General features: G+C 61.7%; 16 protein-coding genes. 10 read left to right on the forward strand and 6 right to left on the reverse strand.

What is annotated here, in order from left to right; translation table 11 throughout:
* Positions 1-188: 188 nt before the first annotated feature.
* The 6 genes from ACJ8OK_RS08230 (at position 189) to kdpE (ending at position 8126) form a co-directional block, all read left to right on the forward strand.
* Positions 189-278: a K(+)-transporting ATPase subunit F gene (locus ACJ8OK_RS08230; RefSeq protein ID WP_016928742.1), complete on the forward strand. Its 90-nt coding sequence runs from the start codon at positions 189-191 to the stop codon at positions 276-278.
* Positions 278-1966: a potassium-transporting ATPase subunit KdpA gene (gene kdpA, locus ACJ8OK_RS08235; RefSeq protein ID WP_060558780.1), complete on the forward strand. Its 1689-nt coding sequence runs from the start codon at positions 278-280 to the stop codon at positions 1964-1966. The genes ACJ8OK_RS08230 and kdpA overlap by 1 nt, the downstream gene beginning before the upstream one ends.
* 26 nt (positions 1967-1992) lie before the next feature.
* Positions 1993-4062: a potassium-transporting ATPase subunit KdpB gene (gene kdpB, locus ACJ8OK_RS08240; protein WP_033633918.1), complete on the forward strand. Its 2070-nt coding sequence runs from the start codon at positions 1993-1995 to the stop codon at positions 4060-4062.
* Between the two features lie 18 nt (positions 4063-4080).
* The gene (gene kdpC, locus ACJ8OK_RS08245) at positions 4081-4650 is read left to right on the forward strand and encodes a potassium-transporting ATPase subunit KdpC (protein WP_033634138.1); all 570 of its coding nucleotides are present in this window, start codon (positions 4081-4083) and stop codon (positions 4648-4650) included.
* 73 nt (positions 4651-4723) lie between these two features.
* Positions 4724-7420: a two-component system sensor histidine kinase KdpD gene (gene kdpD / locus ACJ8OK_RS08250; protein WP_033633919.1), complete on the forward strand. Its 2697-nt coding sequence runs from the start codon at positions 4724-4726 to the stop codon at positions 7418-7420.
* A 16-nt stretch (positions 7421-7436) separates the two neighbouring features.
* Positions 7437-8126, forward strand: a complete 690-nt coding sequence (kdpE, locus tag ACJ8OK_RS08255) for a two-component system response regulator KdpE (RefSeq protein ID WP_016928747.1) — start codon at positions 7437-7439, stop codon at positions 8124-8126.
* A 27-nt stretch (positions 8127-8153) separates the two neighbouring features.
* Here the strand turns inward: kdpE and ACJ8OK_RS08260 are convergent, their stop codons facing one another.
* The 4 genes from ACJ8OK_RS08260 to seqA form a co-directional block, all read right to left on the reverse strand.
* On the reverse strand, positions 8154-8453 hold the full coding sequence (locus tag ACJ8OK_RS08260) for a DUF3861 domain-containing protein (RefSeq protein WP_033633920.1): 300 nt from the start codon (positions 8451-8453) through the stop codon (positions 8154-8156).
* On the reverse strand, positions 8453-9091 hold the full coding sequence (locus ACJ8OK_RS08265) for a PadR family transcriptional regulator (protein WP_015376959.1): 639 nt from the start codon (positions 9089-9091) through the stop codon (positions 8453-8455). Before ACJ8OK_RS08265 ends, ACJ8OK_RS08260 begins: the two co-directional genes overlap by 1 nt.
* 191 nt (positions 9092-9282) lie before the next feature.
* A complete protein-coding gene (gene pgm, locus ACJ8OK_RS08270) occupies positions 9283-10926 on the reverse strand; it encodes a phosphoglucomutase (alpha-D-glucose-1,6-bisphosphate-dependent) (RefSeq protein ID WP_033634139.1) in 1644 nt (547 codons plus the stop codon).
* A gap of 77 nt (positions 10927-11003) precedes the next feature.
* A complete protein-coding gene (gene seqA, locus ACJ8OK_RS08275; protein ID WP_033633921.1) occupies positions 11004-11546 on the reverse strand; it encodes a replication initiation negative regulator SeqA in 543 nt (180 codons plus the stop codon).
* Between the two features lie 224 nt (positions 11547-11770).
* Here seqA and ybfF point away from each other — a divergent pair, with 224 nt between their 5' ends.
* From ybfF to fur, 4 genes are all read left to right on the forward strand, one after another.
* Positions 11771-12544 (forward strand): esterase, encoded by a 774-nt coding sequence (gene ybfF, locus ACJ8OK_RS08280; RefSeq protein WP_250602156.1) that lies wholly within the window; start codon positions 11771-11773, stop codon positions 12542-12544.
* A gap of 256 nt (positions 12545-12800) precedes the next feature.
* On the forward strand, positions 12801-13088 hold the full coding sequence (ybfE, locus tag ACJ8OK_RS08285) for a LexA regulated protein (RefSeq protein WP_004939936.1): 288 nt from the start codon (positions 12801-12803) through the stop codon (positions 13086-13088).
* A gap of 255 nt (positions 13089-13343) precedes the next feature.
* Positions 13344-13883, forward strand: a complete 540-nt coding sequence (gene fldA / locus ACJ8OK_RS08290) for a flavodoxin FldA (RefSeq protein WP_004939938.1) — start codon at positions 13344-13346, stop codon at positions 13881-13883.
* A 329-nt stretch (positions 13884-14212) separates the two neighbouring features.
* Positions 14213-14659 (forward strand): ferric iron uptake transcriptional regulator, encoded by a 447-nt coding sequence (fur, locus tag ACJ8OK_RS08295; protein ID WP_004939939.1) that lies wholly within the window; start codon positions 14213-14215, stop codon positions 14657-14659.
* 248 nt (positions 14660-14907) lie between these two features.
* Here the strand turns inward: fur and ACJ8OK_RS08300 are convergent, their stop codons facing one another.
* Together ACJ8OK_RS08300 and chiQ are read right to left on the reverse strand one after the other, a co-directional pair.
* Entirely contained in the window at positions 14908-17565 is a 2658-nt protein-coding gene (locus ACJ8OK_RS08300) for a beta-N-acetylhexosaminidase (protein ID WP_021504614.1), read from the reverse strand.
* Positions 17566-17578: 13 nt separating this feature from the next.
* Complete coding sequence (chiQ, locus tag ACJ8OK_RS08305; protein WP_048322392.1) at positions 17579-17905, reverse strand: ChiQ/YbfN family lipoprotein; 327 nt, start codon at positions 17903-17905, stop codon at positions 17579-17581.
* Positions 17906-17927 lie beyond the last annotated feature (22 nt).

The raw sequence follows: 17927 nt of genomic DNA on the forward strand, positions 1-17927 counted from the left end.
TCAGCCCCGGCTTATTCACACATCAGGCGCAATCTCGCCGCAAGCAGGCTGCCTGAAACGGCCAATTTCCGCTGAAATTTCAGCCATTTTTATACTTTTTTTACACCTGCCCGCGCGATTTTTTCATCTTCTTTCTACCCCTCTCCCTACACTGCCTCTATCAAAAACAACACCTCTGGAGGTGTCCCGTGAGTTTCAGCGTTATTGGTGGTGCGCTGTTGGTCCTGCTGCTGTTGGCCTATCTGGTCTACGCCCTGTTTAACGCGGAGGATTTCTGATGGCGGCTTCAGCCTTTTTACTGATCGCCAGCTTCCTGCTGGTGCTTCTGCTGCTGGCCCGGCCGCTGGGCGGTTTTATGGCGCGCCTGATCGAAGGTGAGCCGCTGCCTGCGCTGCGCGCAGTGGAAGCCGGCGTCTGGCGCGCCTGCGGCATCCGCGCCACCGAGATGAATTGGTGGCAGTACGCGCTGGCGATCCTGGCGTTCAACCTGCTCGGCCTGGCGCTGCTGTTCGCCCTGCTGATGACGCAGGGCTCGCTGCCGCTCAACCCGCAAGGCTTCCCGGGCCTCTCCTGGGATCTGGCGCTCAACACCGCCGTCAGCTTCGTCACCAACACCAACTGGCAGGCCTACAGCGGCGAAAGCGCCCTCAGCTATTTCAGCCAGATGGCCGGGCTGGCGGTGCAGAACTTCGTTTCCGCCGCCACCGGGATCGCCGTGGCCTTTGCGCTGATCCGCGCCTTTACCCGCCGCGCCGGCAAGACCGTCGGCAACGCCTGGGCCGATCTGTTCCGCATCACGCTGTATGTGCTGCTGCCGATCGCGCTGCCGATCGCCCTGTTCTTCGTCAGCCAGGGCACGCTGCAAAACTTCCTGCCTTACCTGCACGTCACCACGCTCGAAGGCGCGCAGCAGACGCTGCCGATGGGGCCGGTCGCCTCGCAGGAAGCGATCAAGATGCTCGGCACCAACGGCGGGGGGTTCTTCGGCGCCAACTCGGCGCACCCGTTCGAAAACCCGACCGTGCTGACCAACTTCGTGCAGATGCTGGCCATCTTCCTGATCCCCTGCGCGCTGTGCTTCTCCTTCGGCCAGCTGGCCGGTGAAAACCGCCAGGGCCATGCGCTGATCTGGGCGATGGCGCTGATCTTCGTGGTGGCGGTGGTGGTGGTGATGGTTGCCGAGCTGGCGGGCAACCCGCACCTGAGCGCGCTGGGCGCCGACAGCAACATCAATATGGAAGGCAAAGAGTCGCGCTTCGGCATTCTCGCCACCAGCCTGTTCTCGGTGGTGACCACCGCCGCGTCCTGTGGGGCGGTCAACGCCATGCACGATTCCTTCACCGCGCTGGGCGGCATGGTGCCGATGTGGCTGATGCAGATCGGTGAAGTGGTGTTCGGCGGCGTCGGCTCCGGCCTGTACGGCATGCTGCTGTTCGTGCTGCTGACGGTGTTTATCGCCGGCCTGATGATCGGCCGCACCCCGGAATACCTGGGCAAGAAAATCGACGTTTACGACATGAAGATGACCGCACTGGCGATCCTGGTCACGCCGACGCTGGTGTTGCTGGGCAGCGCGCTGGCCATCGGCACCGACGCTGGCCGCGCCGGCATCCTCAACCCGGGCGCCCACGGCTTCAGCGAAGTGCTGTATGCCCTGTCTTCCGCCGCCAACAACAACGGCAGCGCCTTCGCCGGATTGAGCGTCAATACGCCGTTCTACAACCTGCTGCTGGCCTTCGCCATGTTCGTCGGCCGCTTCGGGGTGATCCTGCCGGTGCTGGCGATCGCCGGTTCGCTGAGCGCCAAGCAACGCCAGCCGGCGGGCAACGGCACCCTGCCAACCTATGGGCCGCTGTTTATCGGCCTGCTGATCGGCACCGTGCTGCTGGTGGGCGCGCTGACCTTCGTGCCGGCGCTGGCGCTGGGCCCGGTGGCCGAGCATTTGCAGCTTTGGTTGGCAAACTAACCGACGTCAGAGAGAGAGAATAAGAGATGACTCGCAAACAACGCGCGCTGTTTGAACCGGCTCTGGTGCGCACCGCGCTGATCGATGCGGTGAAAAAACTGGACCCTCGCGTTCAATGGCGCAACCCGGTGATGTTCGTGGTGTATATCGGCAGCCTGCTGACCACCGCTATCTGGCTGGCGATGCTCACCGGCCAAACCGACGGCGCCGCCGCCTTTACCGGCAGCGTCTCCCTGTGGCTGTGGTTCACCGTGCTGTTCGCCAACTTCGCCGAAGCGCTGGCCGAAGGCCGCAGCAAAGCCCAGGCGGAAAGCCTGAAGGGCACCAAGAAAACCAGCTGGGCGAAAAAGCTGGCCGGCCCGCGCCGCGACGGCGCCACGGAGAAAGTGGCCGCCGAGAGCCTGCGCAAAGGCGATATCGTGCTGGTGGAAGCCGGCGATACCATCCCGTGCGACGGCGAAGTGCTGGAAGGCGGCGCTTCGGTGGATGAAAGCGCCATCACCGGCGAATCCGCCCCGGTGATCCGCGAATCCGGCGGCGACTTCTCCTCGGTCACCGGCGGCACCCGCGTGCTGTCCGACTGGCTGGTGGTGCAGTGCAGCGTCAACCCGGGGGAAACCTTCCTCGATCGCATGATCGCCATGGTGGAAGGCGCCAAGCGCCGCAAAACGCCAAACGAGATCGCCTTAACCATCCTGCTGGTGGCGCTGACCATCGTGTTCGTGCTGGCCACCGCCACCCTGTTCCCGTTCTCGCAATACAGCGTCGAGGCGGCCGGCAGCGGCAGCGTGGTCACCATCACCGTACTGGTCGCGTTGCTGGTTTGCCTGATCCCCACCACCATCGGCGGCCTGCTGTCCGCCATCGGCGTGGCCGGGATGAGCCGCATGCTCGGCGCCAACGTGATCGCCACCAGCGGCCGCGCGGTGGAAGCCGCTGGCGATGTGGACGTGCTGCTGCTGGATAAAACCGGCACCATCACGCTGGGCAACCGTCAGGCTTCGGAGTTTTTGCCGGCGCCGGGCGTGAAAGAGCAAGAGCTGGCGGACGCCGCGCAGCTGGCTTCGCTGGCGGATGAAACGCCGGAAGGCCGCAGCATCGTGGTGCTGGCCAAACAGCGCTTTAACCTGCGCGAGCGCGATCTGCAGGCGCTGAACGCCACCTTCGTGCCCTTCTCCGCCCAGACCCGCATGAGCGGCGTCAACGTGCAGGAGCGCATGATCCGCAAAGGCGCGGTGGACGCCATTCGCCGTCACGTCGAAACCAATCAGGGGCACTTCCCGCGGGCGGTGGACGATCTGGTGGAAAGCGTGGCGCGCACCGGCGGCACGCCGCTGGTGGTGGCGGAAGGCGCACGGGTGCTGGGCGTGGTGGCGTTGAAGGATATCGTCAAGGGCGGCATCAAGGAACGCTTCAATGAGCTGCGCAAGATGGGCATCAAAACGGTGATGATCACCGGCGATAACCCGCTGACCGCAGCGGCGATCGCCGCCGAAGCCGGGGTGGACGACTTCCTGTCGGAAGCCACGCCGGAAGCCAAGCTGGCGCTGATCCGCCAGTATCAGGCGGAAGGCCGTCTGGTAGCGATGACCGGCGACGGCACCAACGACGCCCCGGCGCTGGCGCAGGCCGATGTGGCGGTGGCGATGAACTCCGGCACCCAGGCCGCCAAAGAGGCGGGCAACATGGTCGATCTGGATTCCAACCCGACCAAGCTGATCGAAGTGGTGCATATCGGCAAACAGATGCTGATGACGCGTGGCTCGCTGACCACCTTCAGCATCGCCAACGACGTGGCCAAGTACTTCGCCATCATTCCGGCGGCGTTCGCGGCCACCTATCCGCAGCTGAACGCGCTGAACGTGATGCACCTGCACTCCCCCGCCTCCGCCATCATGTCGGCGGTGATCTTCAACGCCCTGGTGATCGTGTTCCTGATCCCGCTGGCGTTGAAAGGGGTGAGCTACAAACCGATGAGCGCCGCGGCCCTGCTGCGCCGCAACCTGTGGCTGTACGGGGTCGGCGGTCTGCTGGTGCCGTTCGTCGGCATCAAACTGATCGACCTGATCCTGGTCGCGCTGCACGTCGCCGGTTAACCATTGAGGGAAATGAACATGACGTATTTACGACCTGCGCTGGTGATGTTGATCCTGCTGACGCTGATCACCGGCATCGCCTATCCGCTGCTGACCACCGGGCTGGCGCAGCTGCTGTTTTCGGGCGCGGCCAACGGTTCGCTGCTGTACCAGGGCGACAAGGCGGTCGGCTCCGCGCTGATCGGCCAGAACTTCACGCGCGCCGACTATTTCTGGGGCCGCCCGTCGGCCACCGGCGATTCGGCTTATAATCCACAGGCCTCCGCCGGCAGCAACCTGGCGGCCACCAACCCGGCGCTGGATAAGGCTATCGTCGAACGCGCGGCGCAGCTGCGCCAGGCCAATCCGGCCATGAGCGGCCCGATCCCGGTGGATCTGCTGACCGCCTCCGGCAGCGGGCTGGATCCGCAGATTTCGATCGCCGCGGCGCGTTATCAGCTGGCGCGGGTCGCGGCGGCGCGCCATCTGCCGCCGGAACAGGTCGCCAAACTGATCGAAGACAACACCGATCGGGCCACGCCCAACTTCATGGGGGAATCGGTGGTCAACGTGCTGAAGCTGAACCTGGCGCTGGATGCGTTGAAGTAACGCGCCGTATTCAGCATAGTGATAGGGTTCGGCATGCCGAACCCCTTTTTGCTTGGTAACACAAGGAATTGTCATGGTCGAAGAAGAACAGCAGCGTCCCGATCCCGATAGCCTGCTGGCGCTGGCCAATGAAAAACCGCGCGGCCGGTTGAAGGTATTCTTCGGCGCCTGCGCCGGCGTGGGCAAAACCTACGCCATGCTGCAGGAGGCCCAGCGTTTGCGCGCTCAGGGGCTGGACGTGCTGGTCGGCGTGGTGGAAACCCACGGCCGCAGCGAGACCGCCGCCCTGCTCGATGGCCTGGCGCTGTTGCCGCAAAAGCGCATCCAGCATCGCGGCCGGCTGGTGCATGAATTCGATCTCGACGCCGCGCTGGCGCGCCATCCGGCGCTGATCCTGATGGACGAACTGGCGCACAGCAACGCCCACGGTTCGCGCCACCCCAAACGCTGGCAGGATGTGGAAGAGCTGCTGGACGCCGGCATCGACGTGCTGACTACCGTCAACGTGCAGCATTTGGAAAGTCTGAACGACGTGGTGGGCGGCGTGACCGGCGTGCGGGTGCGCGAAACGGTGCCCGACCACGTGTTTGACGAGGCCAGCGAAGTGGTGCTGGTCGATCTGCCGCCGGACGATCTGCGCCGGCGGTTGCACGAAGGCAAAGTGTATATTCCCGGCCAGGCCGAGCGCGCCATCGAGCATTTTTTCCGTAAAGGCAACCTGATCGCCCTGCGCGAGTTGGCGCTGCGCCGCACCGCCGATCGAGTCGATGACCAGATGCGCGAGTTTCGCGACACCCAGGGGCGCGAGAAAGTGTGGCACACCCGCGACAGCATTCTGCTGTGCGTCGGCCACAACAGCGGCAACGAAAAGCTGGTGCGCATCGCCGCCCGCCTGGCGGCGCGGCTCGGCTGCCACTGGCATGCGGTCTACGTGGAAACCCCCAAGCTGCACCGGCTGCCGGAAAACCAGCGCCGCGCCATTCTGCGCGCGCTGCGGCTGGCGCAGGAGCTGGGCGCCGAAACCGCCACCCTGGCCGATCCGTCCGAAGAGCGCGCAGTGCTGCGCTACGCCCGCGAACATAACCTCGGCAAAATCATCATCGGCCGCCGCAGCGAGCAACGCTGGAAGCTGCGCGGCAGCTTCGCCGATCGCCTCGGCCGGCTGGGCCCGGATCTCGATCTGGTGATCGTCGCGCTGGACAGCGACGCCGCACAGCCGCCGCCGGGCAAGGAGCACGACGGCCGCAGCTTCAATGAGAAATGGCGCATGCAGCTGCGCGGCTGCGCGGTGGCGGTGGCGCTGTGCGCACTGATCACCCTGCTCTCGCAGTGGCTGCTACCGGGCTTCGATCAGGCCAACCTGGTGATGGTCTACCTGCTCGGCGTGGCGATCGTCGCGCTGTTCTTCGGCCGCTGGCCATCGGTGCTGGCGGCGGTGATCAACGTCGCCAGTTTCGATCTGTTCTTCGTCCAGCCCGAATGGTCGTTCGCCGTCAGTGATATGCAGTATCTGCTGACCTTCGGCGTGATGCTCGCCGTCGGTATCATCATCGGCAACCTGACCGCCGGGGTGCGTTATCAGGCCCGGGTGGCGCGCTACCGCGAGCAGCGGGCGCGCCATCTGTACGAAATGTCACGCGGGCTGAGCCGCGCGCTGACCGTGGCCGACATCGCCAACACCAGCCGTCATTTCCTCTCCAGCAGCTTCCAGGCGAAAACCGTGCTGCTGCTGCCGCAGGAAGACGGCCGGCTGCAGCAAATGATCGGCGAGGAAGGCGGGCTGCTGTCAGTAGACGAAGCCATCGCACGCTGGAGTTTCGATAAAGGCTTGCCGGCCGGCGCCGGCACCGACACTCTGCCCGGCGTGCCTTACCAGCTGCTGCCGCTCAATACCCCCAAACAGACCTTCGGCCTGTTGGCGATCGAACCCAACAACCTGCGCCAGCTGATGGTGCCGGAACAACAGCGGCTGCTGCAAACCTTCGCAGTGCTGATCGCCAGCGCGCTGGAACGGCTGCACCTGGCGCGCAGCGCCGAAGAAGCCAAGCTGGACGCCGAACGCGAACAGCTGCGCAACTCGCTGCTGGCGGCGCTGTCGCACGATCTGCGCACGCCGCTGACCGTGCTGTTCGGCCAGGCGGAAATTCTCACGCTGGACCTGGCGGCCGAAGGCTCCAATCACGCCACCCAGGCCAGCCAGATCCGCCAGCAGGTGCTGAGCACCACCCGGCTGGTGAACAACCTGCTGGATATGGCGCGCATCCAGTCCGGCGGTTTCAGCCTGCGTAAAGAGTGGCAGTCGCTGGAAGAGATCGTCGGCGCTTCGCTGCACATGCTGGAGCCGCTGCTCAGCCAGCATCCGATCGAGGTCGAGCTGCCGCCGGAACAAATCCTGGTCAACTGCGACGGCAGCCTGCTGGAACGGGTGTTCACCAACCTGTTGGAAAACGCCAATAAATACGCCGGCGCCGAGGCCACCATCGGCATTCGCGCCCGCACGCTGCCCGAGTGGCTGGAAGTCGAGGTCTGGGATAACGGCCCCGGCATCCCCGCCGATCAGCTGCAGCTGATTTTCGACAAGTTTTCACGCGGCAATAAAGAGTCGGCGATCCCCGGCGTCGGCTTGGGGTTAGCCATTTGTCGTGCCATTATTGAAGTGCATGACGGCCGCATCTGGGCGGAAAACGGCGCCAACGGCGGCGCCAGCTTCCGCTTCGTGCTGCCGCTGGAAAAACCGCCCGAGATCGACGGCGACGCCTTCGATCTGTAATCAACGCAGGGGAAACGTGAGCATAACGCCAACCAACATTCTGATTGTTGAAGATGAAAAAGAGATCCGCCGCTTCGTGCGCACCGCGCTGGAGAGCGAAGGCCTGCGGGTGTTTGAAAGTGAAACCCTGCAGCGTGGGCTGATTGAGGCCGGCACGCGCAAACCAGATCTGATCATCCTGGATTTGGGCTTGCCGGATGGCGACGGGCTGAGCTACATCCGCGATCTGCGGCAGTGGAGCGCCATTCCGGTGATCGTGCTGTCGGCGCGCAACGCCGAAGAGGACAAAATTGCCGCGCTGGACGCCGGCGCCGACGACTACCTCAGCAAGCCGTTCGGCATCGGTGAGCTGCTGGCGCGGGTGCGGGTCGCGCTGCGCCGCCACTCCGCCAACCAACAGGAAAGCCCGCTGGTGAGCTTTTCGGCTATCACCGTCGATCTGGTGAATCGCCGGGTGCTGCGCAACGACGAAGATCTGCATCTGACGCCGATCGAGTTTCGCCTGTTAGCGGAGCTGCTGGCCAACGCCGGCAAGGTGATCACCCAACGCCAGCTGTTGAGCCACGTCTGGGGGCCGAACTACGTGGAGCACAGCCACTACCTGCGCATCTACATGGGCCATTTGCGGCAGAAGCTGGAAGCCGATCCGGCCCGGCCCAAACACCTGCTGACCGAAACCGGCGTCGGCTACCGTTTCATGCCTTAATCCCGGTGGGCGCGGTTTGCCGCGCCGTTACGCCGCCGGGCCCTTCTTCAATCCGACCATAAATTCCTTGAACGCCTCGCGCAGCGGAGCGAACACCGGGTGTTTGCGGTTTTCGATCATCACTTCGGAGAACAGTTTCAACCCCACGGCGAAGGCCGCGCTCTGCTCAGGGCCGAAGTTCAGATCGTCACGCGCCCGAATGCGCTCGACGATCTCGAGAATATCGTCATGGTTGGTCACCTCAAAACTCAGCGGTGCCTTCTCGACGGGGTTGCCCTGGCGGTCGCTCAGGGCTTCAACGGTAATGTTAAAACGGTAGCCGGGCATCAGTTCTCCTCCTGCTGCGTGGGTTGAATGTGCATTTCGCTTTCGATCGCCGCCACGGCGGTCAACAGTGCAGCGTTGATGCGCTCCACCTGCTGCGGCGTAAGATCGGCGCGCATCACGTTGCCGCGCAGCAGACTGCGCAGACGGTTCATGGCGTCGTAAATGCCTTCCGCCAGGTTGCCGTGCCGATGATGCTCGCGGCCGGCGCCCGCCAAACGCGCCAGAATGACCTCAACCACCTGTTGATGCTTTTGCAGCTCGCCCTCGCCCGCCGAGGTGATGCGGTAGCTTTTGCGGCCGTTGCCGGTGGTGAGCGGTTCGAGGAAATCCTGCTCTTCCAGCAGCGTCAGCGTGGGGTAAATCACCCCCGGGCTCGGCACATACAGGCCGGAAGAGGCTTCCTCGATCGCCTTGATCAATTCGTACCCGTGGCTGGGCTTGCGCGCCACCAGCGCCAGCAGCACCAGGCGCAGATCGCCGTGTTCGAACAGACGATGACGCCCGCCCCGGCCGCCGCGTCCGCCACGGCCATGCTCTTCGCCGTCGCCGCCGAAGTGATGGCGCCCACCGCGATGACGGCGCCCCTCTTCACATTCATGATGGTGATGATGCCGGTGTAAACCTAATCGATGAAACATAGGGTGATACCTCGCTCTAACAGTGAACATCAATATGAGGTTGTTTAGATATATCTAAACAGCGTCGATAACGCTAATCTAGATCGATATATCTAAATGCGCAAGCCTGCGCCGAAAAAAAGATATATCTAAATTACAGGCATAAAAAAAGCGCTGTAAAAACAGCGCTTTTTATCAGACGAGAACAGCGATTATTTGGCGGAAGCCAGCACTTCGCTGACGATCTCAACCGCTTCGTGCTCGATTTTCTCTCGGTGTTCCGCCCCGAGGAAGCTCTCGCAGTAGATCTTGTATGCCTCTTCGGTACCGGAAGGACGGGCCGCGAACCAACCGTTGTCGGTCATCACTTTCAGGCCGCCGATCGACGCGCCGTTGCCCGGCGCTGCGGTCAGACGCGCGGTGATCGGGTCCCCGCCCAGCGTACTGGCCTTGACCATCTCCGGCGACAGCTTGGACAGCGCCGCTTTCTGCGCATGGGTTGCCGGCGCCTGGATACGGTTGTAGCTTGGCGCGCCGAAGCGCTTGGCCAGATCGTCATAGTGATGCTGCGGGTTCTCACCGGTTACCGCGGTGATTTCAGCCGCCAGCAGGCACATGATGATGCCGTCTTTGTCGGTCGACCACGGCTGGCCGTTGAAACGCAGGAACGAGGCCCCGGCGCTCTCTTCGCCGCCAAAGCCCAGGCTGCCGTCGAACAGGCCGTCCACGAACCATTTGAAACCGACCGGCACTTCCACCAGCTTGCGGCCCAGGTCAGCCACCACGCGATCGATCATCGCGCTGGACACCAGCGTTTTACCTACCGCCACATCGGCGCCCCACTGCGGGCGATGCCGGAACAGGTAGTTGATGGCTACCGCCAGATAGTGGTTCGGGTTCATCAGGCCCTTCGGCGTGACGATGCCGTGACGGTCGTAATCCGGATCGTTGGCGAACGCCAGATCGAATTTGTCGCGCAGCGCCAGCAGGCCGGCCATCGCTGACTCGGACGAGCAGTCCATGCGGATGATACCGTCGTGATCCAGGTGCATAAAGCGGAAGGTCTGATCGATGGAGTCGTTCACCAGCGTCAGATCCAGCTTGTAGTGTTCCGCCACGCGCTGCCAATAGGCGATGCCGGAACCGCCGAGCGGATCCACGCCCAGTTTCAGGCCGGCGCGTTGAATGGCCGGCATGTCGACCACGTCAACCAGGCCTTCGACATAAGGCTGCACCAGATCTTTGGCGTGCAGGTGGCCGCTGTTCCAGGCCTTGTCCAGCGACTGACGCTGAACGCCTTTCAACTGTTGCGCCAGCAGATCGTTGGCGCGTTTTTCGATCACCGACGTCAGGTTGGTGTCGGCCGGGCCGCCGTTCGGCGGGTTGTACTTGATGCCGCCGTCTTCCGGCGGGTTGTGGGACGGCGTAATGACGATGCCGTCGGCCTGCGCGCCGCCGCGGCGGTTGTGGCACAGAATGGCGTGCGATACCGCCGGCGTTGGCGTGAAGCCGTTGTTTTCCTGCACGATCACATCGACGCCGTTGGCGGTCAGCACTTCCAGCACGGAAATAAAGGCCGGCTCGGACAACGCATGGGTGTCTTTACCCACGTAGCACGGGCCGGTGGTGCCCTGCTGATGACGAACTTCAGCGATCGCCTGGGCGATGGCGAGGATGTGCGCTTCGTTGAAGCTGTGGCGCTGCGCGCTGCCGCGGTGGCCGGAGGTGCCAAACTTCACCGCATGTGCGGCATTGCCGGCTTCCGGTTGCAGCACATAGTACTGCGACGTCAGCTGGGCTACGTTGATCAGATCGCTTTGGCGGGCGGGCTGCCCGGCACGTGGATTATTCGCCATCGACATATCTCCCTCATCCCTGTCGGTGACCGGGCAAATACGTCGCGCACGGCCATCATGACGGGCTGTTCGCTAAATTAGACGGTACCGCAAACTTTCTCGATCAGTTCCGCCGGGAACTGCATCGCCTGCATGATGTGTTCGATCATGCTGCGTTTGCGGCCGGTATTGGTATTGGTGATCACCCAGTAAGGGGTGCCAGGCACATGCTTCGGCTTGGTATGCGTGCCGTTGGCCAGCAGGGTCTGCTGATCGCCGGCGAAATAGGTGCGGGTACGGCCGGTCAACGCCTCGGTGGCGGCGGCAAAACCGGCGGCATCAAGGGTGTACAGCGTGGAGAGCACCAGCATGAAACGGTTGACCGCTTTGTTCTGCTCGGCGTATTCATCCGACAGCAGCAGTTCACGCACGGCGCGCACGCGATCGCGCGGACGCTGAACCGGCGCCGTTTTTTCCAGCTCGACGGACGGCGACGCACTGGCGGCAGGCAACGCGCGCACCGGCTGGCCGGCGGTAAATTTCAACATGCGGCGTAAAATATCGGACGCGCTTTCACCGATGTGTTGCGTGTGGCTGGCAATATAACGGTAAAGCTCTTCGTCGACTTCAATAGTTTTCATCTTTATCCAATACTGTTTTTTCTACTTAGAACCTGAAGCCAGATCCTGCATTCAAGCCATGGGATTATAAGGTTAAAAGCGCTGGGGCGAACACAACAATGTGCCTCCGGACGGCAAATGCAGACTAATACCTATAGCCGGCACTGCCAAGCCCGCGCCGCGAAAATTCCGCATGATTCATCGTGCGATTCAATCATGATACCCTAATCTGAATCTCTCTCAGTATGAACTTCGCCATGAAATTACATTATCAACTGCTGGCCGCCGAGTCAGACGCGCTGCCGGTGCTGCTGATCCACGGGCTGTTCGGCAATCTCGACAACCTGGGCGTGCTGGCGCGCGATCTGCATAAACAGCACACTGTGATCAAAGTCGATCTGCGCAACCACGGCCTCTCCCCGCGCGCCGACGACATGAACTACCCCGCCATGGCGCAGGATCTGCTGGCGCTGCTCGACGACCTGCAGCTGGAGAAAGCGATCGTCATCGGCCACTCGATGGGCGGCAAAGCGGCGATGGCGCTGACCGCCATCGCGCCCGAGCGCATCGCCAAGCTGATCGTCATTGACGTCGCGCCGGTGGATTACCAGACCCGACGCCATGACGAGATCTTCGCCGCGCTGAAGGCCGTCAGCGCCGCCGGCATTACCCAGCGCCAGGCGGCCGCCCAGTTGATGCGCGACTACCTGCAGGAAGAAGGCGTGATCCAGTTCCTGCTGAAGTCCTTCCATAACGGTGAATGGCGCTTCAACCTGCCGGTGCTGATCGAACGCTACGAAGACATCACCGGCTGGCAGGAAGTCCCGGCCTGGCCACACCCGACCCTGTTCATTCGCGGCGGCCTGTCGCCGTACGTGCAGGACAGCTACCGTGCAGACATCGCCCGCCAATTCCCGCAGGCACGCGCGCACGTCGTCGCCGGCACCGGCCATTGGGTGCACGCCGAAAAACCGGAAGCGGTGCTGCGCGCCATCCACCGTTTCCTCGGCGAAGCCTGAAAAACGCGCTTACCTGGCGAAAAAACGCGCTAAAGATAACGGCTTAGCGCGTTTAGCCCGCAGTTAGGCATTGTCGCCGCTCCATCTGCTGGGGTAATATGGCGCGCTATAATTTTGCCGCCGCGCCAGCGCGTTCGCGAACGCCGGTTCGGGGGTAAATTTGGGTTAGGGTTTATTGGCCCGAAGTGTGTTAACCGATGCCTCCGGAAGCGTGCGAGCGCTTTTTGATGCAAACTCCCTTGCAGTACCGCTACCTATGGCAAAAGAACAAACGGATCGCACGACGCTGGATCTGTTCGCAGATGAACGCCGTCCGGGGCGCCCGAAAACCAACCCGCTTTCCCGCGATGAACAGCTTAGAATCAATAAGCGCAATCAGTTACGGCGCGATAAAGTGCGCGGATTGCGGCGCGTAGAGCTGAAAATCAACGCGGATGCGGTGGACGCCCTGAACAAACTGGCGGAACAGCGCAACATCAGCCGCAGCGAACTCATCGAGCAGATGCTGTTGGCGCAACTGGCGGAAGAACAGCCGGAACATTGATCTCTTCGGCCGCACGCGCGGCGCGGCGTTAAGGACAACGCCGGATCGACCACGCTTTTCTTCATCCTTCGGCATCGCATAAATGCGATAAAACCCCGGCGCCACTTTCTGGCATGATACGCATTTACCGGTAAGAGACTGCGCCTGTCGGCGCCCGCCACCGTGGCGAAAGGCTCTTGCCATGGCATCATTTTAATCGGCGGCAGTGCCGGCGCCGAGTAATGCAATTAATTGAATTTAAAGGTTATACGCGATATGGCTACTGTAGGCATTTTCTTTGGCAGCGACACTGGCAATACCGAAAACATTGCCAAAATGATCCAGAAAATTCTCCAGAAACAGTTTGGCGACGACGTCTCTGAAGTGCACGACATCGCCAAAAGCAGCAAAGAAGACCTGGAAGGGTTCGATATCCTGCTGCTGGGTATCCCGACCTGGTACTACGGTGAAGCGCAGTGTGACTGGGACGATTTCTTCCCGACGCTGGAAGAAGTCGATTTCAACGGCAAACTGGTGGCGCTGTTCGGCTGCGGCGACCAGGAAGACTACGCGGAATACTTCTGTGACGCGATGGGCACCATCCGCGACATCATCGAACCGCGCGGCGCGGCCATCGTGGGCCACTGGCCGACCAAAGGCTACCACTTCGAAGCTTCCAAAGGCCTGGCGGACGACAACCACTTCATCGGTCTGGCGATCGACGAAGACCGTCAGCCGGAGCTGACCAACGAGCGCGTCGACGCCTGGGTCAAACAGATTGTCGAAGAGCTGAGCCTGGCCGATATCGTCGGCTAAACGCCGGGACTGGCGAAAGGTTGAACAAAGGCCCTGTAAAGTGCATAGTGTGCCGACAGGGCCGTCATCGGCAACAGGGATTGCTGCGATAGAAGCTACAGATTTGTAACTTCCCACCCCGTCACGGTAGACTGAGATATCGGTTTATCCCATCCATCAAGGCGTTGCATGCAAAACATGCAATAGTGCAATTATATCTTTGTTAACAACCGGCGGTTTCCATTTAGTACAACCGGTTCTATAATGAGACGCATTAACTCTTTGTGCCGACCGATGCCACAGGCGAGTACGCCTCAACTTGATTAGCATAGTAACAGGACTGAATTCGCATGACCGACAACAACATCGCATTGAAGAAGGCCGGCTTAAAAGTCACGCTTCCGCGACTCAAAATCCTGGAAGTACTGCAAAATCCGGAATGCCATCACGTCAGTGCGGAAGATTTGTACAAAAAACTGATTGATATGGGCGAAGAGATCGGCCTGGCAACGGTTTATCGCGTACTGAACCAGTTTGACGATGCGGGCATTGTGACACGTCACAACTTCGAAGGCGGCAAGTCCGTGTTCGAGCTGACCCAACAGCATCACCACGATCACCTGATTTGCCTGGACTGCGGCAAAGTGATCGAATTCAGCGACGAATCCATCGAAGTGCGCCAGCGTGATATCGCCAAGCAGCACGGCATCAAGCTCACCAACCACAGTCTGTACCTGTACGGCCACTGTGAAACCGGTGACTGCCGCGAAGACGAATCGCTGCACGACAAGAAATAAGCCTGACCGGCTATGAGAAACCGCCTCACATTGAGGCGGTTTTTTTATGCCCGCCGTACAACGGGCAAAAAAATCCCCGGACCAGCCGGGGAAAGATCATGTCATGAAATACTACAATTGCAGCGGCACTGCGACTCCACGTACTGCTCTCACTTCAACATCCGCCCCACGCCGGCACGCGCGGGGGCGAACGCATTCCCCCTTCGTTAAGCGGCCCGCCGCCATGACGACAGGCCGATGTGCCGGGCTTAGACCTTCTCGGCGCGGCTGTAACGTTTACCGTCCGGACTGACCGAACGCACCTGCACCTCACCCGATACCGCCGGCTTGGCCTTGGCGTCATAACGCTGCCACTGCTTGCCGCCGTCGGTGGAGTACTCGATGCCCAATCCCGGCAGCGCGATATTCGCTTCCAGCTTGCCGCCCGCCACGCGCGCGCCCGGCACCGGCAGACGGTAAGCGACGCCGCCTTTGTCCAGCTTGGCCAGTTCTCGTTGGCCCAGGATATTGGCGAAGCGCAACCAGTCTTTCTCCAGCGCCTTGGTGTCGACAAAGTGGGTTTCCCCGCCTTTGTATTCACGGCCGGCGCGATAGTCCTGCTCCCAACCGGCTCGGTGCCAGGCGCGTTCCGCCACCGACAGCGCGCGCGGGAAGATCATGTATTCCATCTGCGGATCGGTGCGCTGGGTTTCGCTCCACAGCTGAGCGGACAGACCGTAGGCGCCCGGCCACGGCTTGTCGCTTTTGGCGTTAAAGTGGTTGCCGTCGCGGTCGACCGAGGTTTCCGCGTTCTGCGGCATGTTGTCCGGCGCGAAGCTGAACACCTTGCGCTCGTCGCTGAAGCGGGTGCCCCAGTAGTAACCACGCTCGTCCGGGTTCACCTCGTAAGGGAAGTCCATGTAGACGTAGTCCGGGTTGGAGACCACCACTTCATATCCTTTGTTGGCCCAGTCGTTGACGCTATCGAAACCGCCCCAATACAACGTATCCCAGAAGTTGACGCCCACGCGCGAGGTGGCGAACGCCTTTGCGTTCTCGGCGTCTTTCAAGCCGTCTTGCCAGGCCTGCATTCTGTCGATGCCGTGCGCCTTCACCAGCTTGCTGACCTCCTGGCCGAAGTAGCTCGGCAGGTGTTCCATGTCGGCCACCTTGCCTTCTTTGATCATCGTCTGGCAAACCTGCGACTTGGCCCACGGCTTGTCTTCGTTGCTCTGGTCGATGATGCCTTTACCCGGCTCCGGTTTCGCTTTGTCGGTGTAGCCGGCGCCCAGGCGGATGTTTTTCGCCTCATCGCCGCCGAAGTGCCAGGTTTTGATCGGCTGCCCGGCTTCTTTATGCATCTGGGCAATCTCGCCAATCACCTTGTCGACAAAGCGCTGGGAGGAATCCAGGCACGGGTTCAGGTAGCTCTGGCGGTTAAAGAACTGCACCGAGGTGGTATTGGAGGTATCGGTCGGATCCACCAGGCGGAATTCGTTGGCCTCCTGCTCTTTGCCGGCGGCATGCAGCTTTTTATAGCGCGCCTCCATCGACACCACCGCGGCGCGGGCGTGCGCCGGCATGTCGATCTCCGGGATCACCTCAATCTGGCGCGCCTGGGCGTATTTGATGATGTCGATGTAGTCCTGACGAGTGAAGAAACCGCCGTAGACATCCGGCCCCTGGCCGTACTGCGGCAGCAGGCAGGTGGTTTCGCTCAGATCGTGGCAGCGCTGGCCGCCGACTTCCGTCAGCTCCGGCAAACCGGGGATCTCGATGCGCCAGCCTTCGTCATCGCTCAAGTGGAAGTGGAATTTATTGAGCTTGTAAGCCGCCATCTGATCCAGCAGGCGCAGCACCGCGTCCTTCTTATGGAAGTTGCGCGCCACGTCAAGGAAAATGCCGCGATACTGGAAGCGCGGCGCATCGCTGGCGTCGAGCGTGGCGATCTTGCCGCTGCCGTCGCTCGGCACTAACGACAGGATCGACTGCAACCCGTAGAACACCCCGGCCTGATCGAAGCCGATCACCCGCGCCTCTTTCTTACCGATTTTCAGCTCATAAGCGCCCGACACCGCCATCGCGCCTTTAAACTTGCCCGGCTGGATGTCGGTCTTGATCGGGTAACCGTTGGCCTGAACCGGCACGCCCAGCAGCGCGAAGCGCTGGTTGACGACGTCCGCCGCCGGCTTGACCAGCGTGCTCAGATCCGGCGATACCCCTTTGCGCAGGTCGGCGTCCTGTGCGTGCACTTTCACCTGCATCGGTGTCGGCACGATCTGGCCGCGCAGCGCGCCGGCGGGCAGCGTCTGCAGATCGGCATTGCTGACAAAGCGCGAAGCCGGCGTCATCAGAATGTTTTTGTCGTCCTTGGTGCGCTTCCACTGATCGCCGGTGAACGGCGCCACGAACTGGTCCAGGTTTTCGGTGTCGGTATTCGCCAGCATTTTCGGCTTGGCGTCGCCGGAGGTGGCATACCAGCGCGGCAGGAAGTCGTTTCTGAACAGCTGCCAGTATTCGGCGACCACCGGGATTTCCACCGCCTTGCCGGCCGGGAAACCGCTGAATTTGGCGGTCGGCTCCAGCTTGTACAGATCGCCGGTCAGATGCGCGATCTTGAACTGATCGTTATCCACCCGCAAGGTCTGGCGCGGGCTGTGGAAATAGATGACCCAGTCCTTGCCGTCGATCGCCTGCCCGTCGTTGCTGAGGGTGAACAACACCCGGTTGCATGAGGCCCAGTCGGCGCCCAGCGCCGCGCAATCCACGCCGTTTTCGCCGGCGCGGTTATCCAGCATTTTCACGTTCAGCTTCAGCTGGCTCAGCTGATCCACCAGCTGTTGATCGGCCATGGCATTACCCATGCCGCCCAGGAATCCCATCGTTGCCGTCAAAGCGGCAAGCGCGCTCAGTTTGAATGCGTTCATCTTCTCGTCCTTCTTAATTATTGTTATCGCGAATTTCTTGCCACAGCTTGCCGCACTTGGCGTCGTAAGCCTGACCGTTACCGCTGTGCACCGCCATAATGCAGTTCTGATAATCCATCACCCGCACCGTTTCCTGCTCAGCAAACTGCTGGTGCTGTTTCTCTTGTTTCAGCACGTTCAGCACCGCCTTGCAGGGCTGCAGACGCTCCGGCGAACCTTCGGCGGTGTTGATGCAGGCGCTGTAAGCCTGCTTCAATTTGGCGTCTTCCGGCGGCGCGGCGGGTTGCGCGCAGGCGCTCAAGGCCGCGGCGGCCGCCAACATCAGCATGATTTTTTTCATCGTTGAATTCCCTTAACTGCCC

This window comes from Serratia sp. CY71090 (assembly GCF_052166845.1).
In the GTDB taxonomy this organism is placed as follows: domain Bacteria; phylum Pseudomonadota; class Gammaproteobacteria; order Enterobacterales; family Enterobacteriaceae; genus Serratia; species Serratia nematodiphila.

Excerpts from the sequence above, each read along its gene's own strand:
- kdpA (WP_060558780.1), top strand. The coding sequence starts at position 278 with ATGGCGGCTTCAGCCTTTTTACTGATCGCCAGCTTCCTGCTGGTGCTT.
- kdpB (WP_033633918.1), top strand. The coding sequence starts at position 1,993 with ATGACTCGCAAACAACGCGCGCTGTTTGAACCGGCTCTGGTGCGCACC.
- kdpC (WP_033634138.1), top strand. The coding sequence starts at position 4,081 with ATGACGTATTTACGACCTGCGCTGGTGATGTTGATCCTGCTGACGCTG.
- kdpD (WP_033633919.1), top strand. The coding sequence starts at position 4,724 with ATGGTCGAAGAAGAACAGCAGCGTCCCGATCCCGATAGCCTGCTGGCG.
- ACJ8OK_RS08260 (WP_033633920.1), bottom strand. The coding sequence starts at position 8,453 with ATGCCCGGCTACCGTTTTAACATTACCGTTGAAGCCCTGAGCGACCGC.
- ACJ8OK_RS08265 (WP_015376959.1), bottom strand. The coding sequence starts at position 9,091 with ATGTTTCATCGATTAGGTTTACACCGGCATCATCACCATCATGAATGT.
- pgm (WP_033634139.1), bottom strand. The coding sequence starts at position 10,926 with ATGGCGAATAATCCACGTGCCGGGCAGCCCGCCCGCCAAAGCGATCTG.
- seqA (WP_033633921.1), bottom strand. The coding sequence starts at position 11,546 with ATGAAAACTATTGAAGTCGACGAAGAGCTTTACCGTTATATTGCCAGC.
- ybfF (WP_250602156.1), top strand. The coding sequence starts at position 11,771 with ATGAACTTCGCCATGAAATTACATTATCAACTGCTGGCCGCCGAGTCA.
- ybfE (WP_004939936.1), top strand. The coding sequence starts at position 12,801 with ATGGCAAAAGAACAAACGGATCGCACGACGCTGGATCTGTTCGCAGAT.
- fldA (WP_004939938.1), top strand. The coding sequence starts at position 13,344 with ATGGCTACTGTAGGCATTTTCTTTGGCAGCGACACTGGCAATACCGAA.
- fur (WP_004939939.1), top strand. The coding sequence starts at position 14,213 with ATGACCGACAACAACATCGCATTGAAGAAGGCCGGCTTAAAAGTCACG.
- ACJ8OK_RS08300 (WP_021504614.1), bottom strand. The coding sequence starts at position 17,565 with ATGAACGCATTCAAACTGAGCGCGCTTGCCGCTTTGACGGCAACGATG.
- chiQ (WP_048322392.1), bottom strand. The coding sequence starts at position 17,905 with ATGAAAAAAATCATGCTGATGTTGGCGGCCGCCGCGGCCTTGAGCGCC.